The organism is Pyxidicoccus xibeiensis, from assembly GCF_024198175.1.
GTDB classification, from domain to species: Bacteria; Myxococcota; Myxococcia; order Myxococcales; family Myxococcaceae; genus Myxococcus; species Myxococcus xibeiensis.
On the sequence record NZ_JAJVKV010000004.1, the window covers coordinates 424,527 to 450,420 of the forward strand.

Below are 25,894 nucleotides of genomic sequence, written 5' to 3' on the forward strand. Positions count from 1 at the left end.
GCGTGGCCTGCCCTATATAAGGAGGGGCCGCCATGGTGGAGACGCTCACGCTGTACCGCCCGGTGGGCCTGAGGGAGGCGGAGCTCGTGCTGGCCAGCGGCTGCTCGGGGTTCCCTCCCCGGCTGCCGGACCAGCCCATCTTCTACCCCGTCATGAACGCGGACTACGCGCGGCAGATTGCCCGCGACTGGAATGCGCCGGACGCGGGCTCGGGGCATGTGGGCTTCGTCACCGCGTTCGACGTGGACGCGGCGTACCTCTCCCGCTTCACCGTGCGGACGGTGGGGGGCCGGGGACATCAGGAGCTGTGGGTGCCGGCGGAGGAGCTGGCGGAGTTCAACTCGCGCCTGGTTGGCCCGGTGCGCTTCACGGAGGCCTGGTACGGCCAGGGGTACCGGGGGCCGGACTCGCCACTGGGGCCGCTGGCGTCGCAGCTGGGGGCCCTGCACGCGCGCGCGGGTGGGTCCGACGCCCGGCTCCAGGAGCTGCTCCAGGCCTGTCCGGCCGTGGTCCTCTTCAATGCGGGCTGGTGGGAGGCCACCCCGGCCCGGGTACAGGAAGTGGCGGAGGACGTGCGGGCCGGGCTCCTGGACCGGGTGCGCGCGGCCTGGGCGGCCAGCTTCCCGACGTGGCCCCTGCCCGGCCAGGGTCCGCGGGCCGCGGGGGCCGCTTCCACTTGAGTGGAACCAGCCACCCTGCTCCCACTTGAGTGGGAGCAGCCCGGCCTCGGAGGCCCTCACTCCCACTCAAGTGGGAGCAGCCCTGCCCGGAAGGTTTCACTTCCACTTGAGTGGAACCGACCCCGGGCCCTCACCTCCGCACGTGCAGAAGCAGCCCCCGGCCGAATCGTTGGAGGCCATAAAGCCGCCCCCCGACAATCAATTCCCCCTCGGGGGCTCAAGAAATCGCCTGGTCGTCGTTCCAGCCGACGACCCAGATTGCGAGCACGCTCCGTATTCCTTTTTGAGAGGGTGACGGACGGCCGGGCACGACGCCCGGACCTGCTCGCCGGGACGGAGAGTCCGTGCTGCCAGGAAACGATCGGTCCGTCTTGGAGGCCTTCCGCCAAGGGGAGGCCACCGTCCTCACGCAGGTGTACCGCGCGTATTCGCCGGAGGTGCTGCGCTACCTCTCGCGGAAGTTCGCGGTGGGCGGGGAAGGCGGGACGCGGACCGTGGCGCTCTCCGCGTTGGACCTGGACGCGGCACACCAGGAGACCTTCGTCCGGGCCTTCCGCCCCAACATGCGGCAGGCCTATGACGGAGTCCGCCCCTACCTGGGCTTCCTCCTCACGGTGGCGCGCTCGACGGCCATCGACCTGATGCGGGCGTCGGGGCGCGTGTCGCGCGAGGCCATCCCCATGGACGACGCGCCGGAGCTGAGCCACCTGCCCACCGAGGGTCGCAGCCCGGAGGAGGAGGCGCTGGGGACGGAGGTCCGCACGCTGGTGCGCCGCTTCCTGGACGCGCTGCCCGAAGAGGGGCGCGCCCTGGCGCAGCTTCGCTTCGTGGAAGGGTTGTCGCAGGAGTCCGCCGCCGAGCAGCTCCGCCTCACCCGGGGAGAGGTCCGGGTGCGCGAGCGGCGGCTGCGGACGCAGTTCACCGAGCATTTGAAGGCCTCGGGCTGGCTGGAGGCCTCAGCCGAGCCCGGGCGCATGGAGCTGGGAGTCCTCCTGGCCTCGCTCGCGCTGTGCGCGATAGGGAGCATGCCCTCATGAGGTGGTACGAGAGACACGTCGACGCCAGCCTGACACGGTGGTCCCTGGGAGCGCTGTCCTCCCGCGAGTCCGCCCGCCTGCTGCGCCACGCTCATGCCTGCAAGCCCTGCGGCGCCCGCTACGAGCGGTGGGTCCGGGCGCACCGCGCGCTGGAAGGTGGCGATGTGGACGCTCCCTCCTCCATGGAGCGCCTCGCGCTGACGGAAGGTGGCCTGGAGGCCGTCCTGGCCGCCGCGACCCCCGCGGAGGCGCCGTCGCGGTGGCCCTCGATGGCGCTGCTCGGCGGCGCGCTGGCCGCCGTCTTCGTGGGCCTGGTGGTGATGCCTTCCACCACTCAGGACGAGTTCGTCTCCCGAGGTGAAGGCACGCCGCCACCCGCCGTGGCCCTGCGGGTCTTCTGCGCCGCGGCCGGCCAGCCCCTGCGCGAGCTGCACGCGGGCGAGAGCTGCCGGGCGGGAGCGATGCTGGCCTTCGCCGCCGGAGGCAATGCGCCCTACACCCACGTCGCCATCCAGGTGCGCGGCACGAAGAGGGCCGAGGTGACGGCCGGCCCGTTCCTCCTGTCGGGCGCGGTGGGCAAGGAGGGCCCCCTGGAGCTGACCGTACCCATGCCCCAGGCCGCCGGGGTGGTGGAGGTCACCGCCGTCTTCGCGGACAGCCCGTCCGCCACGCTGGCGGCCCTGCGCGGTGAGCAGCACAGCGAGGCGGTGGTACTCAAGCAGGAGGTAAGGGTAGAGGAAGGGCCATGAAAAAGTTGGGAGTGCTCCTCGGAGCATTCACGCTGTTGCTGGCCCCCGGCGCCGCCTCCGCGCAGGCCGTGGTGCGTCGTGCGCTCGTCATCGCCCACAACGGGAGCGATGACCCCTCGCTTCCGGACCTGCGCTTCGCGGACGACGACGGCGTGCTGTGGGCGGAGACACTCCAGCGGCTGGGCGTGGAGACCACGCTGCTCGTGGCCCCGGACGCGGCGACGCGCGCGGGCGGCCGGCCGGTGCTGGCCGGAGCGCGCCCGCCCACCCCGGACGAGGTGAAGCGCGAGGTGGCGCGGCTGCGCGCGGCCAGCCTGGCGGACGACGAGCTGGGGCGGCAAACGGACGTGCTGCTCATCTACGTGGGCCACGGCAACACGGACGAGTCGGGGCGCGCCTACTTCACCCTCGCGGGCGGCCGGCTGGACAAGTCGAGCCTCTACGCGGACGTGGTGGACCCGCTCGCCGCGGACTACGTGCACGTCATCGTGGACGCGTGCCGCGCCTCGGGCGTGGTGGGCAGCCGCGGCGGCCAGACGGACGCGGCCGTGCTGGCGGAGCTGCGCGGCATGCTCGCGCGCGAGCAGCTCGCCACCCGCCCCACGGTGGGCGCCCTCTTCGCGGAGAGCGACGACGGCGAGACGCACGAGTGGTCCCGCATCCGCGCCGGCGTCTTCAGCCACGTGGCGCGCTCGGGGATGATGGGCGCGGCCGACATCAACGGCGACGGGCGCGTGGAGTACAGCGAGCTGGGCGCCTTCGTCACCGCGTCCCTGCAGGGCGTGAAGGGCCTGCCCGCGCGGCTCACCCTGCATGCCTTCGCCCCCACGCGCGAGCCCCGCCGCCCGCTGGTGGGCCCCGCCCCGACGGGCCCGAGCCTCACCCTGCCCTCCGGCTTCGAGCACTCGCGCATCTCCGTGGAGGACGCGGACGGCCGCCGCCTGGCGGACGTGCGGCGCTCGGAGGACCAGTACGTGCTGCTGCGCCTGCCCGAGCGCGACGTGTACTGGGTGCGCACCCCCACGGCCGAGGCCCGCATCACCCTGGCGGAGCTCACCCAGGTGCCCCAGCTGTCGGCCCGCGAGCTCCAGGAGCGCGGCCCCGCCGAGGAGGCGCTGCGGCGCGGCCTGTTCGCGGTGCCGCTGGACAAGGACTTCTACGAGCAGTACGTGGCCGCCGCCGGCCTGGTACCGGTGGACCTGTCCCGCGCCTTCCCGCCCGCGCCGGGAGGCACGCTGCACCACCTGCCACGGCTGCTGGACACGCTGGGGTGGGACTTCGGTCTCACGGCGCTGCAGGCCCCGCTGGGGCTGGGGGTCTTCGCCGTCGGGCCCAGCGTGTCGTTCCGCAAGGAGCTCCGGCCCTTCGTCTACTACGGCGTGCGCGGCAGCTACTCGCTGACGCCGGTGGCGGCCTTCGACATCAAGACCCGCGGCGCCACGCTGCTGGCGGTGTCGAAAGACGGCATCCGCACCCACCGCGCCACGGTGCAGGGGCTTTTGGGCACGGAGGGCCTGGTGGGTCTGGCGGGCCTGCCCCTGTTCGCCGAAGCGGGCCTGGGCTGGGGGGTGCTGGGCGTGACGAGCGACTTGAAGCCCATGGCAGACCCCACCGTCTTCACCTCGCACGCGGCCGCGGGGGTGACGGCGAAGGTGGCGGGACTGCGGTGGAGGCTGGCGGCCACCGTGGCCATGGACCTGGTCACCGTCCGCGGGGACGACTTCCTGGACCGTTCCTTCGGCCTGGAGCTGACCTTCAGGCGCTGAGGGCCCTCGGCCCCACGAAGGAGACCCGGCCATGGCACGCACCTGGGGACACATCTGGCTGGTGGGGCTCGTGGTGGCCACCGGCTGCGATGACATTGACCTGGGCCAGGTCCTCAAGCCACCCCAGACACTCATCCGGCAGGACGGCGAGCCGGCGGGATTGAACTGCCCCCTCGGCGGGCGGAAGGTACGGGCAGGCCCGGACCTGGACGGGGACGGCACGCTCGCCGAGTCCGAGGCGGAGGCCACCGAGTACGTCTGCGACTCGACCATCCCCGGCATGCTGGTGCGGGTGCTGCAGCTGCTCCCGGGCGAGCCGTGCCCCTACGGAGGCCAGCGCTTCCAGGCCGGGCATGACCTGAACGGCAACGACATGCTGGAGGACACCGAGGTCCTCCGTGAGGTCCATGGCTGCTCGGAGCCGGAGACGGTGACGACGCGTGTGCGCACCGCCCTCCCGGAAGAGGTCTCCTGCGAGGCGGGCGGCTCCGCGGTGGAGGCCGGGGCGGACCTCAACCGCAATGGCACGCTGGAGGACTCGGAGCGCCAGGCACTGCTCTTCATCTGCGTGGAGCCCGCCGGGGTCCTCACCCGACAACTGGAGATAGCCACCCCCAGCCCGATTTGTCCGGCCGGGAGCACCCGCGTGTTCGCGGGTGAGGACCTGAACCTGGACGGCGTGCTGGATGGCGACGAAATCCTCAGGGACATGTGGGTGTGCTGGCCCCTGAAGACGTTCGACGGGACGTACACGGTGAGGGACGGGGCGGACCTCGCGGCGCTCCAGGGCATCTCCCGCATCCGGGGCTCGCTCGAGGTCGCCGCCACGTCGCTCTCGGAGCTGTCGCTGCCGAACCTGATGATGGTGGAGGGCAGCATCTTCATCCAGGACAACCCGGACCTGACGGGCGTGTCCCTTCGCCAGCTGCGCTTCGTGGCGGGGGACCTGAACATCACCGGAAACGCGAGCCTGCAGGTGCTCCACGTGGGCGACCCGAGAGGGGGGCCGGTGAAGCTGGACAGCGACCTGACGGTGGCGCGCAACGGCCGGCTCGTCACCCTGGCGGGCCTGGACGCCGTCGTCCCGGGCCGCGGCCTCAACATCATCGACAATGCGCTGCTGCGTGTCGGCGGAGCGTTCAGCTACGTGCACGCGCTGCCAGGGGACATCACCCTCCTGGACAACCCGCAGCTGCAGGCCCCGCCCTTCGTCAACCTGAAGCGGCTGGGCGGCACCCTCACCATCACCAACAACAGTGCCCTCACCTCCCTGGAGGGCCCACCTCTGGAGTCCATTGGCAGGGACCTCGTCATCCATCGCAACGGGGGGCTGACCACCCAGCTGGGCCTGGGGACGCTCAAGTCCGTCGAGGGCTCACTCGACATCCAGGCCAACGCCTCGCTGAGGAGCCTGGGCCCGGGGCTGCGCAGCCTCACGTACGTGGGGGCCATCTCCATCGTCGACAATCCCAGCCTGGACGAAATCTACGGCGTCAGCCTTCCCCTCCGTTCGGTCGGAGCGCTCTACATCGGCGGCAACGAGAGCCTGCGGTCGCTGGATGTCTTCATGAACGTCCAGGCCGCGAACAGCGTGGTGCTCATCGGAAATCCCTCGCTCGGGAGCTTGTACGGACTCCGCAGGCTCCGGAGCGTGGGCTCCCTGCAGGTCCACGACAACGACACGCTGCTGACGCTGGCTGGAATGGACGAGCTCCGGGAGGTGAGGGAGCTCCGGGTGAGCTTCAACGGGAAGCTGTCAGCGCTGGGGATGAACCAGCTGACACGGGTCAAAGACGCCTTCTCCATCGTGGAGAACCCGAGCCTTCCCACCTGCCTGGCCACCGCGCTCGCGGCGAAGACGTTCTGGCAACCACCCGACATCTCCCGGAACGACGACACGGCGACCTGTGACTGAGCAGGCGCGGGGCGCACGAGGCCATGCCCTCCAGGAACAAGGAAGAGAGACAGTGATGCGGTGGACGTGGATGGTCATTCTGGCGCTGGCGGCGGGCTGCGACGGCATCGGGCCGAAGGACCTCTTCAAGCAGCACCGCTCGCTCACGCGTGACGCCCTGGAGCCGGCCGGCGAGCACTGTCTCCAAGGGGGGCGCAAGTTCGAGAGCGGCCTGGACGAGAATGACAACGACCAGCTCGACGACCTCGAGGTGGACGAGACCCAGACCCGGTACTTCTGCGTCAGCGCGCTGTCGCGCCGTCGCGAGGAGCCGGCCGGCAGCCACTGCGAGAAGGGCGGCCAGGCGGTGCAGACCGGCGTGGACCTGGACTCCAGCGGCACGCTCGAGGACGGGGAGGTGACGCACACCGACTATGTCTGCGCCACCTCGGTGCCCGGTGTGCTCGTGCGCACGCGGCCGGTGCCCCCCGGCACGCAGTGCCCCATGGGAGGACAGGTCTCCGAAGCCGGGAATGACGACAACGGCAACCTGCTCCTGGAAGACGACGAGATTGACAGCGAGGCCCACGGGTGCACGGAGGTGGACCCGGTGCTGTGGCGGCTGAGCACGGGCTCGGGCGTGGCCCTCGAGGGCTGCGACACCACTGGCACCACCGTGAAGGCGGGACCGGACCTCAACCGCAACGGCGAGCTGGAGGACGGCGAGGTGCGAGGCGAGGCCTCCGCCTGCATCCACATCAACCAGGCCGGCGTGCTCCAGCGAGCCGTGGCCGAGGCAGAGACGTGCCCGACCGGCGGCACCCTGGTGGGCATGGGCAGGGACAGCAACGGGAACGGAGTCATGGAGGAGGCGGAGCTCCTCGCCCGCGCATATGTCTGCCTGCCCACGCTGACATACGAGGGCAACTACACGGTCACCCGCCCGGCGGACCTGGTGGCGCTGCGAGCCGTCTCCCGCATCCGGGGCCATCTGACCATCACCGGCCCCACCCTGGCGGAGCTCGTGCTGCCGGGGCTGGTGGCGGTCGAGGGCAGCCTGCGCATCGATTCGACGCAGGTCCTCAAGCGCGTGGAGCTGCCGGGGGTGCGCTTCGTGGGCCAGGCGCTGTCCGTGAACGACAACCCGCAGCTCGAAACCCTGGTCGTGGGCGGGAACCCGAGCGAGGAGGTGCCGGTTGGCACCGACCTGGTCATCAGCGTCAACCCGCGGCTCACGTCGCTGGAGGGACTGGCAGCCGTCTCCCCTCGCGGAAGCGTCGAGCTGAGCTTCAACCCCGCCCTCGTCGAGCCGGGCGACCTGGTGAACGTTCGCGAGCCCAGGGGCAGTGTGACTGTCCACATGCACGGCGCCCTGCGGACCTTCCCGATGCCGAACCTCCGTTCGGTGGGCGAGTCGCTGACCATCAGCAACACCCGCATGCTCACGTCGCTGGACAGCCTCTCGCAGCTTTCGCACGTGGGGAAGGACCTCAGCATCGAGGACACCTTGGAAGTGGTCAGCCTGAAGGTGGCGCTCCAGTCGCTCCGGACGGTGGGCGGGGTACTCGAAATCGTTTCCAACGCCAAGCTGGAGAACCTGGGGGAGATGCCCGAGCTGACGCAGGCGGGCTCCATCCACATCCTCGGCAACGCGGCGCTCCAGGAGGTCCTCCCGATGGCCCGGTTGGAGGTCGTGCTGAAAGAGATACGGGTCATCAACAATCCGTCGCTCCATACGGTCGAGCGCTTCCCGTCGCTCCGGTATGTGAAGGAAGTCGCGCTCATCGACAACCCGGTGCTGACGGGCGTCCACGGCTTCGGCAAGGTGCGGTGGCTGAGCGAGCTGACCGTGTTGAGGAACACCGCGCTGCAGGACCTGGAGGGCTTCCTGCTGCTGAGCGAGGTGGACATGCTCTCTGTGGCCGAGAACCCGCGGCTGACCGCGCTGAGACTGGTCGCGCTGACCGACGTGACGACGTCCTTTTCCATCAGGGACAACACGCGGCTGCCCACCTGCCTGGCCGTGTCGCTCGCGGACCGCGTCTATAGCGGCCCCCCCGACCAGCGCATCATCGAGCGCAACAACGACCAGGCGGGCTGCGGGCCATAGCCCCCAAGCGGGCCACATCGGCGAAGCGGGCCCTGGGGTGGAGGCCCGCACGGAAGGACGGAGCCATGCGTTGGATGTGGATGGCGGTGCTCGCACTGGTGACAGGCTGCGATGACATCAAGCTGGAGGACCTCGTGAGACAGCCCGAGGCGCGCACCCGCGTTGCCTCGGAGCCGCCCGGGGAGCACTGCCCTCATGGCGGACAGGAGGTGCTGACGGGCCTGGACCACAACGACAACGGCGCGCTCGACGATGCCGAGGTGACGGGCACCGAGTTCCTCTGCCTCACGCCCATTCCCCATGTGCTGGTGCGGGTGCAGGCGGTGCCTCCCGGGGAGCAGTGCCCCCTGGGGGGCCAGGTCTCCCGCGCGGGGAACGACACCAACGGCAACGGCGCGCTGGAGGACAGCGAAATCACCCGCGAGGCGTATGGCTGCACGCAGCCGGAGCCGGTGGTCACCCGCGTGCGCGTGCCAAGACCCCCGGCCTCCGCGTGCCCCATGGCGGTGACGGTGGTGGAGGCAGGGCCGGACATGGACGGGGACGGCGCGCTGGACGACAGCGAAGCCCGGGCCCGCCTCGAGGTGTGCGCGGAAGCCCGCCAGGTCCTCTCGCGACTCTCCCCGGAGCCCGCGGGCGCGCGGTGCCCCGCCGGAGGCACGCAGGTGGTGGCGGGCGCGGACGCGAACGGGGATGGCGAGCTGGGCGAAGAGGAGGTGTCCGCGGGGGTGTACGTGTGCCAGCTGCAGCACACCTACCAGGGGCACTACATGGTGCAGAGCGCGGCGGACGTGGCGGCGCTGCAGGGCATCTCCCGCATCCGCGGAAGCCTCTTCGTCCTGCGCACCGGGTTGACCGAGGCAGTCGTCCCGGGCCTCGCGGTGGTGGAAGGCGAGGTGACAATCGCGGGCAACGAGAAGCTGACGCGCCTGGAACTGCCCGACCTGCGCTTCGTGGCGGCGAGCCTCAGGGTGACCTCCAACCCCGTGCTGGAAACCCTGATGCTCGGCGGTTCCTCGCACGAGCGGGTGTGGGTGGGGGAGGACCTGGATGTGACGTCCAACCTCCTGCTGAAGAGCATGGACGGGCTGAAGTTGGCATCTCCTCGCCGCAGCGTCTACCTGAGGAACAACCCCGTGCTGACGTACACCCTGGGAGAGGGGGGACTCCAGGGCGTCGAAGCCCTCGGTGACACGCTCATCGTGCTGAACAACGACGCGGTGACGTCCCTTCCCTTCCCCAACCTCCAGCGGGTGGGCGGCTCCGTGCAAATCGAAGACAACGACAGCCTGCAATCCCTCAGGGGGACGGGCCTGTGGTTCATCGGCATGGGCTTCCATGTCTCTGATAACGATGCGCTCCAGGACCTGTCCGGGCTGGAGAAGCTGGAGGTCGTCGCCGGCCCGCTCAGTGTCTCAGGCAACGACGCACTGCGCTCCACCGAGGGACTGGTGGCGCTCGGCCACGTGCGTGGACTTGGCATCATCTCCAATGCCGAGCTGGAGTGGGCGGGAGACCTGCCCAACCTGCGGAGCATCCACGTCGAGCTCGACGTCCGCTACAACCCGAAGCTGCTCGGCTTGCGCAACCTGGGCAGCCTCCAGTCCGTCTCCCAGGTGCGCCTGCACGACAACCCGCTGCTGGCGGAGGTGTCGGGACTCGCGAAGGTGACAGACCTCGCCATCCTGTCCGTGCAGCGCAATGGAGCCCTGACGAGCCTGGCGGGCCTGACACACCTGCGCGAGGTGGGGAGCCTGAGCTTGTTCGAGAACCCGGAGCTCGCGAGCTTCGGCCTGGGCAGGCTGGAGCGGGTGAGAGACGAGTTCCAGGTCATCCTCAACCCGAAGCTGCCCACGTGCCTGGCCACGTCGCTCGCGGCGGCCGTGTACACGGGCCAACCGGCCCTGCTGCGCATCCGGGACAACGACGACGGTGCCACATGCGGCAACTGAGGAGTGGGGCGGACGGCCTTCACAGGAGGAACTGCACGATGCGCTGGACGTGGCTGGCGGTGCTCGCACTGGTGGCAGGCTGCGATGGCATCAAGCTGGAGGACCTCGTGAGGCAACACGAGGCGCTCACGCGCATCGTCCCGGAGCCACCCGGGGAGCGCTGCCCGCATGGCGGCCAGGCGGTGCTGTCCGGCCTGGACGGCGATGACGACGGCGTGCTCGGCAGCGCCGAAGTCACGGACACGACGTACGTGTGCACCACGTCGCTGATGCACCAGCAGCCAGAGCCCGCGGGGCTGAACTGCGAGCACGGCGGGCACGCCGTGCGGACCGGCCTGGACCTGGACGCGGACGGCCAGCTCGACGACGAGGAGGTTCGCCGCACCGAGTACATCTGCGCCACGGCCACGCCCGACGTGCTGGTACGCACGCAGCAGGTGCCTCCCGGGGAGCGGTGCCCCCACGGCGGGCACGTCTCCCACGCCGGGCGGGACCTGGACGGTGACGGCCTCCTGGAGGACGGGGAGATTACCCGAGAGGTGTACGGCTGCACGGAGCCAGAGCCGGTGCTCGCGCAGGTGCGGCCCCTGACGGAGCCTCCCTTCGTGTGCGCGATGGAGAGCACCCTCGTCGAGGCGGGTGTGGACATGGACCGGGATGGGGTGCTCGACCGCGAGGAGCTGCGGACCTCCGTGCGACTCTGCGTGCTGCCCTCCCGGGCCCGGGTGCGCCAGCGGCCGGAGCCGGAGGGCGCGCGCTGCCCCAGGGGGGGCGCCGGGGTGGAGCTGGGACAGGACTCGAACGAGGATGGGACGCTCGAGGACTCCGAGGTCCAGGACACCCTGTACGTGTGCTACGAGACGGCGGCCTACGAGGGGGATTACGAGGTGCGCAGCGCGGCGGACCTCGCTGCGCTGCGAGCCGTCTCCCATATCCGGGGTGCGCTCAAGATCATCTGGGGGAGCGTCACGGAGGTGGTGCTCCCGGGACTGACCTTCGTGGAGGGCGACCTGGACATCAACCACAACCCGGCGCTGACACGGGTGGAGCTGCCGGGCCTGCGCTACGTGGGAGGGGGGCTGCACGTGGCGGACAGCGAGGGGCTCGTCACGCTGGTCATCGGCCCACCCGGTCCCGAGCCGGAGTGGCCGGTCAAGGTGGGTATGGACCTGCACGTGGGCGGCAACCCCCAGCTCACGACGCTGGCCGGACTGACCGCCGTGGCCCCGCGGCGCGGCCTCCACATCGGCCACAACGCGGCGCTCGTGGATGCGCCGCGCTTCCCGTATGTCGAGGCGCTCGCGGGCTCCGTGAGCATCCAGGCCAACCCCCTCCTGCGGGAGCTGCCGTTGAGCAGCCTGGCGTCGGTGGGCGGAAGCGTGGAGGTCATCGACAACGATGCGCTCACCTCCATCGAAGACCTCCGCCATTTGGAGAACGTCGGCGGAGACTACGTCCTCCGCGGCAACGACACGCTGGAGACCACCTTCGGCTGGTGGTTGCTGCGGACCGTCGGCGGCGTCCTCGAGGTGTCGGACAACGACAGCCTGGAGGCCATCGGGTCGTCCTCGCTGCGCAGCGTGGGCGCCCTCACCCTCCACGGGAACGCCTCGCTGGAGACGGTGTCGTCGAATTCCCTGAATGAGGTGGTCGGGCATGTCTCCATCACCTCCAACCCGAAGCTGCTGGGCGTGGCGGAGCTTCCCGTCCTGCAGAGCGTGGGCGGGGGCCTGACGCTCTCCGACAACGCGCTCCTGGCCGACCTGTCCGGCTTCGACCAGATACCGATGCTGGAGCACCTGCGGGTGGTGCGCAACGGCGCCCTGACGGGGCTGGGTGCCCTGCGCACCCTGCGCGAGCTGAGGGAGCTGACCGTGCGGCACAACCCCGAGCTGACCCGGCTGGAGCTGGCGAGGCTGGCACATGTGAGCACGCGCTTCGAGGTGACGGGCAACCCGAAGCTGCCCACCTGCCTGGCCGTGTCGCTCGCGGAGGACGTATACGCCGGCACGGCCGAGGCGCGCGTCATCCAGGGCAATGCGGACAGCCCCTGTGCGCAGTAGGCCGCACGGACGAGCGGGACGGCGCGGGGCACGGACCGCCGGCGCGAGGCGGAGCGCGAGCAGTCCTCCGCGCTCACGCCGCGGCCCCTGACCGGGCGCCCCCGGACGGTGCTTGCCCGTGCCGGAAGCAAGCCCCTACAGTGCGGCCCCTGCCGGGGCACGCGCCGGCGCTGATGGAGCCCACCTCGTCCACGTCCCCCGCGCCGGTGCCCGCGTCCTCTCGCGTGAGCCGGCTGGCGCCCTGGGTGGCCGCGCTGGGCGGACTGGGCTGGTTCCTCTGGCTGGGCGGCGGCAACGTGCTGCCGCCCACGCGCATCGACTGGATGATGCGCGAGGACTGGGCGGGCCACATCTTCGGCTGGCTCTTCTACCGCAACGCCCCCTGGGGCCTGCCGCTGTCGTCCTCGCCCAACCAGCTCTACCCCTACGGCACCTCCGTGGCGCTCACGGACGGCAACCCGCTGGTGGCGGTGCTGCTCAAGCCCTTCGACGCGCTCTTGCCCGCGGACTTCCAGTACACCGGTGCGTGGCTGGCGCTGTGCTTCGTGCTGATGGGGTACTTCGGCGCGAAGCTGGTGGCGGTGGTGTCCCCGCGCCCGGTGCACCAGGTGCTGGGCGGCGTGCTGCTGGCGCTGACTCCGCCCATGGCGGCGCGCTTCGGCCACCCGACGCTGGTGGCGCACTGGCCCATCGTGGCCCTGCTGTGGCTCCACCTGCGTGACACCCCGGACGCCCACGCGGCGCGGAGGAGCCTGGCCCTGGCCGCCCTCCTCAACGCGGTGGGCGCGAGCACGCACCCGTACCTCGTGGCCATGCTCGCGCCGCTCGCCCTGGCGCTGGCCGTGCGCCTGGCGCTGGGCCGGGTGCTGGGCTGGGCAATGGCGGCGCTGGCCGCGCTGGGCGTGGTGGCGCTGGACGTGGGCGTCTTCGCCCTCTTCGGCTACTTCGGCGGCAGCGGGCTGGGCGCGGAGGGCTTCGGCGACTTCTCCGCGGACCTGGCCACGCTCTTCAACCCCATGGGCTGGTCGAAGCTCGTGCCGTCCCTCCCCGCGGCCCCGCGCCAGGGCGAGGGCTTCGGCTTCCTGGGCCTCGGCGCGCTGCTGCTGCTGGCGCTCACCGGGGCCTGCGCGCCGTTCCGCTTCCGCGCGCTGCGCGCCCTGCCCTGGCGCCGCGTGGCGCCGCTGGCGGTGGTGGTGCTGCTGATGGCCTTCTACGCGCTGTCCTGGCGCGTGACGTGGACGGGACGGCAGGTGGCGGACCTGGGGGCGCTGTACGAGCCCTTCTCCCGGCTGACGTCGGCCTTCCGCTCGTCGGGGCGCTTCGTGTGGCCGCTGTGCTACCTGCTGGTGGGCGGCGCCGTGCTGCTGTGGCTGCGGCAGTGGCGCGAGCGGCCCTGGGTGGGCACCGCCGCCCTGGTGCTGGCGGTGGCGGTGCAGGCGTATGACTGGCGCGCGGACCGCAGCCAGCTGCAGCGCACCGGGGGCTTCCGCCGCCTCCAGGCCGCCGAGTGGGCCGAGCTGAAGGGCGCCTACCAGCACGTGGCCCTCTTCCCGCCGCAGGTGCAGTGGCTCTGCCGCTACGACGAGCCGCTGGTGAACGCGCTGGGCTACGTGGCGTACCGGCTGGGGCTCACCTTCAACAGCGGCTATGCCTCCCGCACGCCACCGGAGCTGGCGCGGGACTGCCACGCCCCGCTGCGCCCCGGCGGGGTGGACGCGGACACCGTCTATGTGGTGGTGCCCGAGCACGTCCCCGCCTTCCTGCGCGAGCAGGCCCGCTGCGGCGTGGTGGAGGGGCTGCCGGTGTGCGTGGCGGGGCACCGGACGGACGCGTTTGCCCGGGCGCTGGAGCGCCAGCCGCTGCGATAGCGGGCAGGCGGCCGGGCGTGCCGCGTCCCGAGCGGGTAGAACCCACGAAGCCAGGAGATGGACACCCTCCCAGGGAAAGGCAGCATCGGTACGTATGGGTCGCGAGGACATCGTCACAGCGCTGCGCCGGGTGCCGCTGTTCTCCCGGCTCACCGACGGGCAGCTCGACTGGATGGCGGGCCATGGCCGGCAGCTCCAGTTCAAGGCGGGCACGCGCATCGCCGCGCAGGGAGACCCGGCGGACGGGCTGTCCGTCATCCTGGAGGGGGACACCCAGTGGACGCGCCGCGTGGGCGCGCAGGAGGTGCCCGTCACCAGCCTGAAGGCGGGCGACCTCTTCGGTGAGCTCATCCTCTTCCTGAACTCGCCCCACCCCACCACGGGCTGGGCGGTGACGGACGTGCGGCTGTTCCGGCTGGAGCCGTCCACCTTCTGGGAGCTGCTGCGCGTGGCGCCGGCGCTGATGCGCGGGCTGATGGAGCTGGCCTCGGAGCGCTCGCAGCCGCAGGAGACGAGCTCCCGGCAGCAGCCCGAGCTGCTGTCCGCGGGCCAGCTCGCCTCCAGCCTGGGGGCCGAGCTGGACAGCCCCTCCTCGGCGGCCCGGCGGGGCGCGGCGCGGCTGAGGGAGACGCTGCGCACGGTGTCGGCGCGGGCCATGGCGCTGGGCGAGCACGGGCTGTCCCCGGCGCAGCGGGGCGCCCTGCTGGCCCTCCCCCGCGAGGCGGCGACGCGCGGCGCGGCGGCCCCGCCGCTGGGGCCGGTGGCGCGCATGGAGCGCGAGGAGGCCCTGGGCTCCTGGCTGGAGTCGCGCGGCGTGGCGGACGCGTGGGAGACGGCGCCGGCCCTCGCGGCCTCGGGCCTGGACGTGGCGTGGCTGGAGTCGGTGGCGACGCGGGTGGGCCCGGTGCTGCTAGCGGACGTGCTGGCGTGGCTGGTGGCCGCGGTGAGCGGCGACGTGCTGCTGGCCGAGGTGGAGCGCGGCACGGCGCGCGTCGCCACGCTGGTGGAGGCGATGAAGGCCTACAGCTTCCTGGACCCGATGCCTCCCCGGGAGGTGGACCTGCACGACGGCCTGGAGAGCGCGCTGTCGGTGCTGAACCACCGGCTGGCCGGCGACCGCCTCACCGTGGAGCGCCTGTATGACCGGGGCCTTCCACGCCTGAAGGCGGAGGGCGGCCCGCTGGAGGAGGTGTGGACGCAGCTGGTGCTCAACGCGCTGGAGGCGCTGGGCGAGCGCGGCGGGACGCTGAAGCTGCGCACCTTCACCGAGCCCGGGCGCGTGGTGGTGGAGGTGGCGGACGACGGGCCGGGCATCCCCAGGGACTTGATGCCGCGCATCTTCGAGCCCTACTTCAGCACGAAGCCCGGGGCGGCGGGCCTGGGGCTGGACGTGTGCCGCCGCATCGTCGAGCGGCATGGCGGCGAGCTCCGCGTCCTGTCCGAGCCGGGTGGCACCCGTGTGCAGGTGCGGCTTCCGGTGTAGCCTGCAAGTCGTGACAGGCGCTCCGATGTCCGGCTTCGCACGCGCGCAGCATCCACCCCGCGACGAAAGCGCCGTGCGGGCGGGGCCGGAGCGTCACCCGCTTCACTTCCGGCCCGGGGTCGGATGGTCCTCGCGGGCACGGAGGCGTGGACTGGCGGGAACCCTCCGAGGAGGAGCCTCGAATGTCCGGTGAAATCCAGGGCGCCTGGTTCAAGGCCATCCTCGGCTCGATGACGGCGGCCTCGTCGCGCTTCCCCCAGCACCAGCTGCACATCAACGGCATGCGCGACGACACCTGGTACGCATGGGAGGACTACGTCCGCATGACGGGCGAGCTCCACGCGGCGCTGGGGGACCGGGCGGTGGAGGCCATCGCCCAGCGCTCGGCGATGCGCACGCTGCCGCTGGCGCGGGCGCTGGGCTTCGACTCGGTGGAGAAGGTGTTCGGCGACTTCGACGCGCTGCTGCGCGCCATGGTGAGGGACTTGCCGGCGGCGGACTCCACGCGCACGGTGGCCTTCATGCCCCTGGCGGCGGAGCTGGAGAGCCACTCGCGCCTGCCCCCCGCGCTGCTGCTCGGCACCTTCCGGGGGCTGCTCATGGGCTTCGGGAAGATTGTCACCGAGGCGAAGGTGACGACCCGGGGCGGCGCGCAACGCTTCTCGTTGAAGTGGATGTAGCCGGGCGCTCTGGCAGGCTCTCGCCCCATGGTGCGCATCGGAGTCATCGGGACGAAGTGGGGCCTCATGCACGTGGGGGCCTTCCGCGCGGCGGGCGCGGAGGTGACGGCCCTGTGCGGGCACGGCCTGGACAACACGCGCGCGGTGGCGGCCCGCGAGGGCATCCCCCTGGCCACCACGGACGTGCGCGAGCTGTGCGCCGCCGTGGACGCGGTGGTGGTGGCCTCGCCGGACGCGCTCCACCGGGCCCACGTGGAGACGGCGCTGGACGCCGGCCGCGCGGTGCTGTGCGAGAAGCCCCTGTGCCGCACCGCCGGGGACGCGAGGGCCCTGCTCGCCCACACCCGGGGCCGTGTGGGCATGCGCCCCGCCGCGGTGAACTTCCCCTACCGCATGCTGCCTCCGCTGCGCGCGCTGAAGGCCTGGCTCGCGGAGCGGCCGGTGCGCCACCTCGCCCTCACCGTGCGCAACGGCTTCCTCACCGTGGAGGGAGACGGCTCCGGCCCGCTGCTCGGCGCCTCGGGGGACTTCGGCGGCATCTCCCACGTCCTCGACGCGGCGCTGTGGCTCGTGGGCGCCAGGCCCGTCTGGGTGCAGGCCTCGCTGACGGGCCGGCCCGTGCACACGGCCGCGCTGCACGTGGGCCTGGCCTCCGGCGCGGTGCTGGTGCTCACCCATGCCCCCAGTCCGGAGCCGGGAATCCACGGCGGGTGGACGCTGCTCGGGCGCGGGTGGGAGGCGGGCTTCACCGGCGGCTATGTGCCCTCGCGTGAGGGCTGGTGCCTGTCCCCGGTGCGCGGCTACGAGCACTCCGAGTGGAAGGACCTCGCCCCCGGCCTGGAGCCGCTCCCCGGCGAGCGGGAGCCCTGGGCGCAGGCCCATGTGGAGGGCGCGCGCCGCTTCCTCGGCCTGCTGCAGGGGGCGCCGCGCGACGGGCTGGCCACGCTGGAGGACGGGGCCCTCGTGCAGGAGGTCCTCGCCGCGGCCATGTCCTCCGAGGAGGAGGGCCGCCGCTTCCGCCTGGAGCCGCGCGCCGGGACGTGACGCGTCGAGCCCCCCTGCCCGTCCAGCGCCCTTGCGCTTTCGGCCCGGCGGCCGCGTCCTTATCCAGGGGGCCGCCCACCTTGCATCCCACCCCCCATTCGTTGCGAGATAGCCCCTGACGGAGCCCCCCGCGACGTCGAGCGATGCTGGCGTCCGGCATCGGGGAAGTGCCTCGAACATGTCGTCCCCTCCCTCCAGCCCCGCGGCCCGCGCCTCCCGTGTCACCGAGCCCTGGCTGGCGGAGCTCGACATCCTCGTCCGCGCCCGCTACCCGCTCCTCTACCTCGTGTCCTGGGAGGAGCACCGGGTGGACGCCGTCCTCGCGGAGCTGGCGCGCGCGCACGGCAAGGCGCTCTTCCACTGGTCCGTCACCCGGGGCCTGCGCAATGTGGGCAGCTCGCGCACCGCGCCGCTTCCCGAGGACACGCAGAACCCCGCGGCGGCGATGGCCGCCATCGAGAAGCTGGGCGAGCCCGCGCTGGTGGTGCTCAAGGACTTCCACCCCTACCTGGAGGACAAGGGCGTGGTGCGGGCGCTGCGCGAGCTGGCGCACTTCCTCAAGAGCACCTTCACCACCGTCATCCTCCTGTCGCCCTCGCTCAGCATTCCCGTCGAGCTGGAGAAGGAGGTCTCCGTCGTCGACGTGCCCATGCCTGGGTACAACGACCTGCTGGCGCTGCTGAAGGAAATCGTCGCGCTGGTGCGCAGGAACAACAAGGCCACCATCGAGCTGTCGCGCGAGCATGCCGACCAGCTCATCAAGGCGGCGCTCGGGCTGACGCTGTCGGAGGCGGAGAACGCCTTCGCCAAGGCCATCGCCGCGGACGGGAAGCTGGGGCCCGAGGACATCAAGCGCATCCAGGACGAGAAGCGCCAGGTGATTCGCAAGAGCGGGCTCTTGGAGTACTACCCGCCCGAGCAGAGCCTGCGCGACGTGGGTGGGCTCAACAACCTCAAGTCCTGGCTGGACATGCGCACCGCCGCCTTCGGGGAGCGGGCCCGCCAGTTCGGCCTGCCGGAGCCGCGCGGGCTGCTGCTGCTGGGCGTGCAGGGCTGCGGGAAGAGCCTCACCGCGAAGGCCGTCTCCGCGCACTGGAACCTGCCCCTGCTGCGGCTGGACATGGGGCGCATCTTCAGCGGGCTGATTGGCTCCTCCGAGGAGAACCTGCGCAAGGCCATCCGCGTGGCGGAGAGCGTGGCGCCCGTGGTGCTGTGGGTGGACGAAATCGAGAAGGGCCTGTCGGGCGTGGCGTCCTCCAGCACCGCGGACAGCGGCGTGTCGGCGCGCGTGTTCGGCACGCTGCTCACCTGGCTGCAGGAGAAGACGGCGCCGGTGTTCGTGGTGGCCACCGCCAACCGCATCGACGGGCTGCCTCCCGAAGTCCTCCGCAAGGGACGCTTCGACGAAATCTTCTTCATCGACCTGCCGGAAGCCGCCGAGCGCCAGGACATCTTCCGCATCCACGTGCAGCGCCGGAAGCGCGAGCCCGCGAGCTTCGACCTGGAGGAGCTGGCGAAGCTCAGCGAGGGCTTCAGCGGCGCGGAGATTGAGCAGGCGGTGGTGGCCGGGCTGTACGAGGCCTTTGGCGAGGGCGGCGAGCTCGCGCAGCAGCACCTGGTGCGCGCCATCCGGGACACCTTCCCCCTGTCGGTGACGATGTCGGACGAGATTGGCCGGCTGCGGGAGTGGGCCCGGGGCCGCACGCGCCCGGCGTCTGCCGTGGCGCACCCCGAGAGGCCGCGATGACCTCCAAGCTCTCCCGCTTCCTCCACCTGGAGCGCCCCCGCGCCGAGCGCCCGGAGGCGGAGGCCACTTCCCGCCTGCAGAGCAGCGGCCGCTTCGAGGCCCCGGTGGAGCGCGGCGAGGCGCCCCAGGAGGCCGCCATCCCCGAGACGCACCTGGAGCGCTTCCGGGGCCACGAGCCCCTCGTGCTCGCCCAGGCGCCGGACGCGTCGCTGCGCTTTCCCCGCTGCATGCGGTGCGAGTCCGAGAACGGCCGCTTCGTCACCACGTGCGTGGTGTGCGGCGCGGACCTGGAGACGCCCCAGCAGCGCGAGTACGACGAGCGGCGCTGGCAGGAGCACGGGCCGGGCCTGCTCCAGGCGCGCGACACGGTCGACGAGAAGCTGCGCCTGGACGAGGCGGAGCGGATGGCGGACGCGGAGCGGTACGCGCGCCAGCTCGAGCAGCTGCGCGAGGCGGAGCGGCCCCACCGCTGGATTCGCGCCTTCTCCCAGCACTCGACGGTGGGCACCGCGCTGCTGTCCCTCATCCCCGACGCGCGCGTGCGGTGGCTGACGCTGGCGACCGTCGTCGCCGTGCCGGTGGGGATGTGTCGCTATGGCGAAGGGCGGGTGCCGTTCGCCGGAGTCCTGCTGGGCATCGTCCTCCTCGCGCTCTTCATGCCCGCGAAGTCCCGCCGGCGCTGAAGCCTCAGCCCACCCGGCCGAGCGCTGCCACCGCCGCGGCCATGACCTGCTTCACGGGCACGCCCGCGGCCTCCGCCACCCGGCGGCAGTCCTCGAACTCCGGGTGGGCGTTGAGCACGGCGCCGCCGCGCAGGCCCCGCTTCACGCGGACCTTCCCCCACGGCGTCTCCACCTCCACCCAGTCGCGCTCCAGCGCCTGGCGCTCCACGCGGTGGTAGCGCACGCCCAGCGTGGTGGACTCGCGCAGCACCGTGTCCACCACCACCTCGCGCTTGCCGCCCTCCGTCACCGCGCTCAGCAGGTGCCCGGGGCGGCTCTTCTTCATCACCACCGGCGCCACCCACGCGTCCAGCGCGCCCACCGCGAGCAGCCGCTCCAGCAGGTACCCCAGGAGCTGCGGCGTGGCGTCATCCAGGTTGGCCTCCACCACCCACAGGCCCTCGGTCCGCTCGGACTCCAGCCGCCCCAGCGACGCGCGCAGCACGTTGGGCCTGTCGCGGAAGTCCTTCGTCCCCACGCCATAGCCCACCTTCTCCACGATGAAGTCGGGAGGGTGGCCGATGTGCGCGAGCACCTTGAGCAGCGCCGCGCCGGTGGGCGTCGTCAGCTCGCCCACGCCCTCGAAGCGCACGGGCACGTCGCGCAGCAGTTCCAGCGTGGCCGGCACGGGGATGGGCATGGCGCCGTGGGCCACGCGGATGGTGCCGCTGCCCAGCGGGGGCGGCGCCGCGTACACCTCCGGGTTGCCCAGCAGCTCCAGCACCACCGCCGCGCCGCAGATGTCGACGATGGAGTCCACCGCCCCCACCTCGTGGAAGTGGATGTCCTCGAGGGAGACGCCGTGCACCTTCGCCTCGGCCTCGCCGATGGCGCGGAACACCTTCAGCGCCCGCTCCTTCGCGCGGGGCGGCAGCGTGTCCGCCTCGCCGATGAGCCGCTGGATGTCCGAGTACGCCCGGTGCGGGTGCGCCTCGCGCGCATCCAGCACCACGTCCAGGTGCGTGCCGCTGATGGCGTGGCGCACCGCGCGCTGCACCGCCAGCTTCCAGCCCGGCACGCGCAGGCCGCCCAGCGCCCGCTCCAGGTCCGCGGGCGACAGCCCCAGGTCGATGCCCGCCGCCAGGAACATGTCCCCGGCGATGCCACCCACCGGCTCCAGGTAGAGGATGCGTCGCATGGCCGTCACCGCCGTCCCTTCGTCCGGGAAATCAGCGCCGCGTAGAAGCCGCCGCCGAAGCCGTTGTCGATGTTCACCGTGGCCACGTTGGAGGCGCACGAGTTCACCATGGCCAGCAGCGCGGACACGCCCTTGAAGTTGGCGCCGTAGCCCACGGACGTGGGCACCGCCACCACGGGGATGCCCACCAGCCCGCCCAGCGCGCTCGCCAGCGCGCCCTCCATGCCCGCCACCACCACGGCGACATGGCACTCCTGGATTTCCTCGCGCCGCCGCAGCAGCCGGTGGATGCCGGCCACGCCCACGTCATAGACGCGCCGCACCTCCGCGCCCATGGCCTGGGCGGTGAGCGCCGCCTCCTCCGCCACGGGGATGTCGCTGGTGCCCGCGGTGACGATGGCCACACGGCCCGCGCGCACCTTGCCCTGCTTCAGGTGGAAGATGCGCGCCACCGGGTGGTACTCGCCCTTGGGGAAGCGCGCCACCAGCGCCTCCGCCTTGTCCGGCTGCAGCCGCGTCACCAGCACCGTCTGCTTGCGCTCCACCAGCGCGCCGACGATGCCCAGCAGCTGCTCCACCGTCTTCGGCTCTCCCAGCACCACCTCCGGGAAGCCGAAGCGCAGGTTGCGGTGCGTGTCGAGCGTTGCGTAGCCCAGCTCCGCGTAGGGCAAATCCTTCAGCTTGCCCACGGCGGAGTCCACCGAGACACGGCCCGACTTCACGCCCGCGAGCAGCTGCTTCAGCGCCTTCTCGTCCATGGGCGCCCGTCTACCGCGAAACGGGCTACACGCCCAGCCGCGCCAGCAGGGCCCGGGAGCTGTCCCGCTCCAGCACCAGCAGCAGCTGCCCGCCCACCGGGGGCGCGGAGGCCGTCTGGAAGCGGGCCTCCAGCACCACCAGGCGGCTCGTGTCGCCCTGGGCGCCCGGCACCTGCTCCAGCGCCGAGTCCACCACGTCCCGGGCGGACGTCCTGCGCAGCGTGGGCACCGTGGGCATCAGCTTCCAGCCGGTGAGCCGGCCCAGGGCGGACAGGCACGCGCTGGCGACGATGTTGGCGACCTCCGCCACCACGCTGTCACGCTCCTCCAGCGGGGCGGACGGGCTGCCCAGCAGCAGCGCCTCCAGCGCGAGGGAGTCCGCGTGCGGCAGCACCGTCAGCATGACGCCCTTCAGCTCGCCCCGGATGCCCAGCCACGCGGCCACCACGGGCGCGTCCCCGCCGAGCAGCGCGGCGGCATCCGCCTGGGCCGTCAGCAGCACGCGGGGGACGGAGAGGTCCACCTTCCGCCCGCCCATCAACCGGGAGAGCGCATTGGCCGCGTGGCCGCAGCCGATGTTCGCCACCTCGCGCAGGGCATCGAGCTGCGCGTCGCTGGGGAGGGAGAGGCTCACGCGGACAGTAACCTCGGCACGTCCAGGATGAAGACCGGGCGGCCACTCCCGAGGATGGTGACCCCGGACAGGCCGGGCAGCAAGTCCAGCGGACGGGACAGCGGCTTGAGCACCACCTCTTCCTGGCCCAGCAGCCGGTCCACCGCCAGCGCCACCCGCCCCGCGTCCGCGTCCATCACCACGAAGGGCCGGGCCCCCTGCCGCGCCGGCGCCGGGACTCCCACCAGCGAGTCCAGCGAGTGTACCGGCAGCAGCGAGTTGCCATGGGGCAGCAGCGCCGTCTCCCGGCTGCGGCTGAGCATGTCGCCGTCCGCCTCCGTCGCACCCACCACCTTGGCGATGGGCAGGCCGAAGACCTCCTCTCCCACCTCCACCAGCAGCAGGTGCACCACCGCCACCGTCAGCGGCAGGCGCAGCGTGAAGCGGGTGCCCCGGCCCTTCTCGCTGTCGATTTCGACGGTGCCGCCGACGTTCTCCACCACGCGCTTCACCGCGTCCATGCCGACGCCGCGGCCGGAGATGTCGGTGATGTCCTTGGCGGTGGACACGCCGGGCAGGCAGGACAGCATGAAGGCCTCGCGGTCCGTCATGCGCGCGGCGGCCTCCGTCGACAGCAGCCCCCGCGCCACGGAAGCGGCCTTCAGCTTCACCGGGTCCATGCCCCGGCCGTCGTCCTCGATTTCGACGATGACGCGGTCCCTGGCGCGCTTCACGGCCACCAGCACGCGCCCGCGCGGGCCCTTCTTCGCGGCGACGCGCTCCTCGGGGGACTCCAGGCCGTGGTCGATGCAGTTGCGCAGCAGGTGCAGCAGCGGGTCCGCCAGCTCGTCGAGGATGGCCCGGTCCAGCTCGATTTCCGCGCCGGTGATGACCAGGTCGACCTCGCGCTCCTTGCGGCGGGCGATGTCTCGCGCGGCACGGGGGAGCCGGTCGGTGATGAGCGACAGCGGCGTCATGCGCGCCGTCATCACCTTGTCGTGCAGGTCCTTCACCAGCGTGTGCAGCCGGTAGACGCCCTCCTCCAGCGCGGGGCGGGTGTTCTCCGGCAGCACCTTGCCCACCTCGCGCAGGCGGGCCGTGGCGAGCATCAGCTCACCCACGGTGTCCAGGAAGTAGTCGAGCAGCTCCGTGCGCACGCGCACCGTGCGGGACGTGGAATCCGCGCTGGCACGGGCGCCCTCCGCCACCGGCGGCACCACGGGCACCGGGGCCGGTGCGGCCACCGCGGGCTTGACGGAAACGACGTCCACCTCGGCCACGTTCTTCAGCGACGCGTGGATGCCCGCCTCGCCGGCGGAGGTCTCCAGCTCCAGCTGGATGTAGCCGTCGGGGATGCGGCCGGCCTTCAGCTCCTCCAGCGCGGGCCGCAGGTCCACCAGCGTGCCCAGGTTGGTGAGCCGCTTGTGCACCAGGAACGCGCGCACGCCGGGCACCTGGCAGGTGGGGGCGATGCGCAGGCGCACGGCCCAGCGCTGCGTGACGAGGCGGTTGTCGGGCGCCGCTTCCGCCACCGGCGCGCCCGCGGACGCCTTCAGTCCGTTCGCGAGCTCGCTCGGAGAGACGGGCAGCCCCAGCGCCGCGGCCACGACGGTCGCCGCTCCCGAAGAGACCCCGGGCGGTGCGAGCGAACCGGAAGCAGGGCCCGGAACGGAGAGCAGGTCGGGAGGCAGGGGCGCACCCAGGGACGCCACATCCACGGAGGCACCGGCCACGCCGACGACGCCCTGAGCGTGGGCCGCGCCGGAGGACGCCAGCCGTGACGAGGCACCCGGGTCGCCGCCCTCCGCGGAAGGAACGTTCATTCCACCGGGATGCGCCAGGGAGACCCCTCCTCCGGCCGCCCCGGAAGGAACGTTCATTCCACCGGAATGCGCCGGGGAGACCCCTCCTCCGGCCGCCCCGGCTTCTCGCTCCGTCCCACCGGAGCCCCCGGTGCCAGAAGCAGGAAACCCGGTTCCACCCGAGCCCGAGGCCGTTCCGCCAGTCCCCGAACCCGGGCCACCCGAGCCCGCACCCGAGCCGCCAGTCCCCGAACCCGACCCACCAGAAACCGAGCCGCCAGCGCCCGAAGCCGAGCCACCCTGCGAGGCCGAGGTGCCGCTGCCCCCCGAGCCCGACGCCGAGCCCCCGGTGCCGGTGCCCTCCGAGCCCGACGCCGAGCCCCCCAGCTCACCCTCCTGGGGCTTGATGAGGGCGGTGACCTTGGCGACGCGGGTGGCCGCCAGGGCCTGGCCCGTCATGGAGGTGACACGGGCGCCGAGCTGCGCGAGCAGCGACGCGGCGTCATCCGGCGGCTTGTTCTCCGCCACGGCGCGCACCTGCGCGAGCATGGTGTCCGCGGCGGTGAGCAGCAGGTCCACCACGTCCCGGTCCAGGCGCCCGCGGTCCTGCCGGACGGCATCCACCAGGTCCTCCACGCGGTGGGCGAGGATGGCGATGGGCTCGAAGCCCATGGACGACGCCATGCCCTTCACCGAGTGGGCGTGGCGGAACATGGAATCCACCACCCCGGCGGAGCTCTCGCGCTCGAGCTGCACGAGGTCGCGCCCGAGCGCCTCCAGGTGCTCACTGGCCTCCGAGATGAAGAGGCCCAGGTAGCGGGACATGTCCATGGTCATGGCCCGGCCCCATCAGGACGAGAAGAGCGGCCGCCGTGAGGCGTACCGGCTCAAGACTCGCCCAGCACCTTCTTGACGACCGCCAGCACATCTTCCGCCCGGAACGGCTTGACGATGAAGTCGGAGGCTCCCGCCTCGATGGCCTCCATCACCAGGCTCTCCTGACCGAGCGCCGAGCACATGATGACCACGGCGCTGCTGTCGGCCTTGATGATTTCCCGGGTGGCCTCGATGCCGCTCTTGAACGGCATCACGATGTCCATCGTGGTGAGGTCGGGCTTGAGCTCCTTGTACTTCTCGACAGCCTCCAGGCCGTTGGCGGCCTCGCCGACGACCTCGAACCCTCCAGACGCAAAGATGTCCTTGATCATGTTGCGCATGAAGATGGCGTCATCGACGACCAGGACCCGCTTAGCCATGTGAAGAACTCCGCCTCCGAATCACCTAGAGGAGCGCGGACACTAGCATCCGCGCTTTCCAGGGGGCTACTCACTTGGAATGGGTGAACAAGGCAACCACCGCGGCATCCAACCCCTCGGGGTCCAGGACGGTTACCCCCAGACCTCCCAGCCGGGCGACTCCCCGGATGGCCGGGGTCAGCTTCCCGGGTGCCGCGCTGACTCGCTCCACCGCTTCGATACCGTCCACATCCGTCACCAGCAGCCCCAGGTCCCGCCGCCCCCTGTCGAGCAGCACCACCCTCGCGGGAGGCGTGGCGCCCTCGGGAAGGCTCAGCAGCTGCCGCAGCTCCACCACCGTCACCACCCGGCCACGAAGATTCATCACCCCGGTAATCGCCGGGGGTGCACGCGGCACGCGGGTGAAGCGCTCGGGAGGCACGACGACCTCCCGCACCGCCGATAGCGGCAGTCCGTAGCGCTCCTTCTCGACCCGGAAGATGACGTGCCGCACAGGAGTAAGGTTCTATCCGCTCTGAAATGGCCGGAATGT

The 25,894-nt window shown here is 71.9% G+C and carries 20 protein-coding genes; 14 read left to right on the forward strand and 6 right to left on the reverse strand.

Going from position 1 to position 25,894, the window contains the following annotated elements:
* Nucleotides 1-32 precede the first annotated feature (32 nt).
* From LXT23_RS19600 to LXT23_RS19665, 14 genes are all read left to right on the forward strand, one after another.
* On the forward strand, nt 33-680 hold the full coding sequence (locus LXT23_RS19600) for a hypothetical protein (RefSeq protein ID WP_253981728.1): 648 nt from the start codon (nt 33-35) through the stop codon (nt 678-680).
* 371 nt (nt 681-1,051) lie between these two features.
* The gene (locus LXT23_RS19605) at nt 1,052-1,717 is read left to right on the forward strand and encodes an RNA polymerase sigma factor (protein WP_253981729.1); all 666 of its coding nucleotides are present in this window, start codon (nt 1,052-1,054) and stop codon (nt 1,715-1,717) included.
* Nucleotides 1,714-2,466 carry a hypothetical protein gene (locus tag LXT23_RS19610; RefSeq protein ID WP_253981730.1) on the forward strand — a complete coding sequence of 251 codons (753 nt, stop codon included), beginning with the start codon at nt 1,714-1,716 and terminating at the stop codon, nt 2,464-2,466. Before LXT23_RS19605 ends, LXT23_RS19610 begins: the two co-directional genes overlap by 4 nt.
* Nucleotides 2,463-4,232, forward strand: a complete 1,770-nt coding sequence (locus LXT23_RS19615; protein WP_253981731.1) for a caspase family protein — start codon at nt 2,463-2,465, stop codon at nt 4,230-4,232. The genes LXT23_RS19610 and LXT23_RS19615 overlap by 4 nt, the downstream gene beginning before the upstream one ends.
* Before the next feature lie 31 nt (nt 4,233-4,263).
* Nucleotides 4,264-6,147, forward strand: coding sequence for a DUF7151 family protein (locus LXT23_RS19620; RefSeq protein WP_253981732.1), 1,884 nt, complete (start codon nt 4,264-4,266; stop codon nt 6,145-6,147).
* Nucleotides 6,148-6,202: 55 nt separating this feature from the next.
* Nucleotides 6,203-8,236 carry a DUF7151 family protein gene (locus tag LXT23_RS19625; protein ID WP_253981733.1) on the forward strand — a complete coding sequence of 678 codons (2,034 nt, stop codon included), beginning with the start codon at nt 6,203-6,205 and terminating at the stop codon, nt 8,234-8,236.
* 65 nt (nt 8,237-8,301) lie between these two features.
* Nucleotides 8,302-10,188 (forward strand): DUF7151 family protein, encoded by a 1,887-nt coding sequence (locus LXT23_RS19630; RefSeq protein ID WP_253981734.1) that lies wholly within the window; start codon nt 8,302-8,304, stop codon nt 10,186-10,188.
* A gap of 38 nt (nt 10,189-10,226) precedes the next feature.
* Nucleotides 10,227-12,251: a DUF7151 family protein gene (locus tag LXT23_RS19635; RefSeq protein WP_253981735.1), complete on the forward strand. Its 2,025-nt coding sequence runs from the start codon at nt 10,227-10,229 to the stop codon at nt 12,249-12,251.
* 140 nt (nt 12,252-12,391) lie between these two features.
* Nucleotides 12,392-14,119: a DUF6311 domain-containing protein gene (locus LXT23_RS19640; protein WP_253981736.1), complete on the forward strand. Its 1,728-nt coding sequence runs from the start codon at nt 12,392-12,394 to the stop codon at nt 14,117-14,119.
* A 94-nt stretch (nt 14,120-14,213) separates the two neighbouring features.
* Nucleotides 14,214-15,602 (forward strand): ATP-binding protein, encoded by a 1,389-nt coding sequence (locus LXT23_RS19645; RefSeq protein ID WP_253981737.1) that lies wholly within the window; start codon nt 14,214-14,216, stop codon nt 15,600-15,602.
* Between the two features lie 182 nt (nt 15,603-15,784).
* A complete protein-coding gene (locus LXT23_RS19650) occupies nt 15,785-16,282 on the forward strand; it encodes a hypothetical protein (protein WP_253981738.1) in 498 nt (165 codons plus the stop codon).
* A gap of 27 nt (nt 16,283-16,309) precedes the next feature.
* Nucleotides 16,310-17,326: a Gfo/Idh/MocA family oxidoreductase gene (locus tag LXT23_RS19655; RefSeq protein WP_256560954.1), complete on the forward strand. Its 1,017-nt coding sequence runs from the start codon at nt 16,310-16,312 to the stop codon at nt 17,324-17,326.
* 178 nt (nt 17,327-17,504) lie between these two features.
* Entirely contained in the window at nt 17,505-19,073 is a 1,569-nt protein-coding gene (locus LXT23_RS19660) for an AAA family ATPase (protein ID WP_253981739.1), read from the forward strand.
* Entirely contained in the window at nt 19,070-19,756 is a 687-nt protein-coding gene (locus tag LXT23_RS19665; RefSeq protein WP_253981740.1) for a hypothetical protein, read from the forward strand. The genes LXT23_RS19660 and LXT23_RS19665 overlap by 4 nt, the downstream gene beginning before the upstream one ends.
* A gap of 4 nt (nt 19,757-19,760) precedes the next feature.
* Here the strand turns inward: LXT23_RS19665 and larC are convergent, their stop codons facing one another.
* The 6 genes from larC to LXT23_RS19695 form a co-directional block, all read right to left on the reverse strand.
* Nucleotides 19,761-20,933 (reverse strand): nickel pincer cofactor biosynthesis protein LarC, encoded by a 1,173-nt coding sequence (gene larC / locus LXT23_RS19670; protein ID WP_253981741.1) that lies wholly within the window; start codon nt 20,931-20,933, stop codon nt 19,761-19,763.
* Nucleotides 20,934-20,938: 5 nt separating this feature from the next.
* The gene (gene larB / locus LXT23_RS19675) at nt 20,939-21,691 is read right to left on the reverse strand and encodes a nickel pincer cofactor biosynthesis protein LarB (RefSeq protein ID WP_253981742.1); all 753 of its coding nucleotides are present in this window, start codon (nt 21,689-21,691) and stop codon (nt 20,939-20,941) included.
* A gap of 25 nt (nt 21,692-21,716) precedes the next feature.
* Entirely contained in the window at nt 21,717-22,325 is a 609-nt protein-coding gene (locus tag LXT23_RS19680; protein WP_253981743.1) for a chemotaxis protein CheC, read from the reverse strand.
* On the reverse strand, nt 22,322-24,943 hold the full coding sequence (locus tag LXT23_RS19685; RefSeq protein WP_253981744.1) for a chemotaxis protein CheW: 2,622 nt from the start codon (nt 24,941-24,943) through the stop codon (nt 22,322-22,324). Before LXT23_RS19685 ends, LXT23_RS19680 begins: the two co-directional genes overlap by 4 nt.
* 50 nt (nt 24,944-24,993) lie before the next feature.
* Nucleotides 24,994-25,362 carry a response regulator gene (locus tag LXT23_RS19690; RefSeq protein ID WP_253981745.1) on the reverse strand — a complete coding sequence of 123 codons (369 nt, stop codon included), beginning with the start codon at nt 25,360-25,362 and terminating at the stop codon, nt 24,994-24,996.
* A 70-nt stretch (nt 25,363-25,432) separates the two neighbouring features.
* Nucleotides 25,433-25,855, reverse strand: a complete 423-nt coding sequence (locus LXT23_RS19695; RefSeq protein ID WP_253981746.1) for a chemotaxis protein CheW — start codon at nt 25,853-25,855, stop codon at nt 25,433-25,435.
* Between the last annotated feature and the right edge of the window lie 39 nt (nt 25,856-25,894).

What these genes read in the sequence shown, in the direction of transcription:
- LXT23_RS19660 (WP_253981739.1), top strand. Translation starts at nt 17,505, where the DNA reads ATGTCGTCCCCTCCCTCCAGCCCCGCGGCCCGCGCCTCCCGTGTCACC.
- larC (WP_253981741.1), bottom strand. Translation starts at nt 20,933, where the DNA reads ATGCGACGCATCCTCTACCTGGAGCCGGTGGGTGGCATCGCCGGGGAC.
- LXT23_RS19610 (WP_253981730.1), top strand. Translation starts at nt 1,714, where the DNA reads ATGAGGTGGTACGAGAGACACGTCGACGCCAGCCTGACACGGTGGTCC.
- LXT23_RS19685 (WP_253981744.1), bottom strand. Translation starts at nt 24,943, where the DNA reads ATGACCATGGACATGTCCCGCTACCTGGGCCTCTTCATCTCGGAGGCC.
- LXT23_RS19600 (WP_253981728.1), top strand. Translation starts at nt 33, where the DNA reads ATGGTGGAGACGCTCACGCTGTACCGCCCGGTGGGCCTGAGGGAGGCG.
- LXT23_RS19635 (WP_253981735.1), top strand. Translation starts at nt 10,227, where the DNA reads ATGCGCTGGACGTGGCTGGCGGTGCTCGCACTGGTGGCAGGCTGCGAT.
- LXT23_RS19645 (WP_253981737.1), top strand. Translation starts at nt 14,214, where the DNA reads ATGGGTCGCGAGGACATCGTCACAGCGCTGCGCCGGGTGCCGCTGTTC.
- LXT23_RS19655 (WP_256560954.1), top strand. Translation starts at nt 16,310, where the DNA reads ATGGTGCGCATCGGAGTCATCGGGACGAAGTGGGGCCTCATGCACGTG.
- larB (WP_253981742.1), bottom strand. Translation starts at nt 21,691, where the DNA reads ATGGACGAGAAGGCGCTGAAGCAGCTGCTCGCGGGCGTGAAGTCGGGC.
- LXT23_RS19665 (WP_253981740.1), top strand. Translation starts at nt 19,070, where the DNA reads ATGACCTCCAAGCTCTCCCGCTTCCTCCACCTGGAGCGCCCCCGCGCC.
- LXT23_RS19620 (WP_253981732.1), top strand. Translation starts at nt 4,264, where the DNA reads ATGGCACGCACCTGGGGACACATCTGGCTGGTGGGGCTCGTGGTGGCC.
- LXT23_RS19625 (WP_253981733.1), top strand. Translation starts at nt 6,203, where the DNA reads ATGCGGTGGACGTGGATGGTCATTCTGGCGCTGGCGGCGGGCTGCGAC.
- LXT23_RS19630 (WP_253981734.1), top strand. Translation starts at nt 8,302, where the DNA reads ATGCGTTGGATGTGGATGGCGGTGCTCGCACTGGTGACAGGCTGCGAT.
- LXT23_RS19615 (WP_253981731.1), top strand. Translation starts at nt 2,463, where the DNA reads ATGAAAAAGTTGGGAGTGCTCCTCGGAGCATTCACGCTGTTGCTGGCC.
- LXT23_RS19690 (WP_253981745.1), bottom strand. Translation starts at nt 25,362, where the DNA reads ATGGCTAAGCGGGTCCTGGTCGTCGATGACGCCATCTTCATGCGCAAC.
- LXT23_RS19650 (WP_253981738.1), top strand. Translation starts at nt 15,785, where the DNA reads ATGTCCGGTGAAATCCAGGGCGCCTGGTTCAAGGCCATCCTCGGCTCG.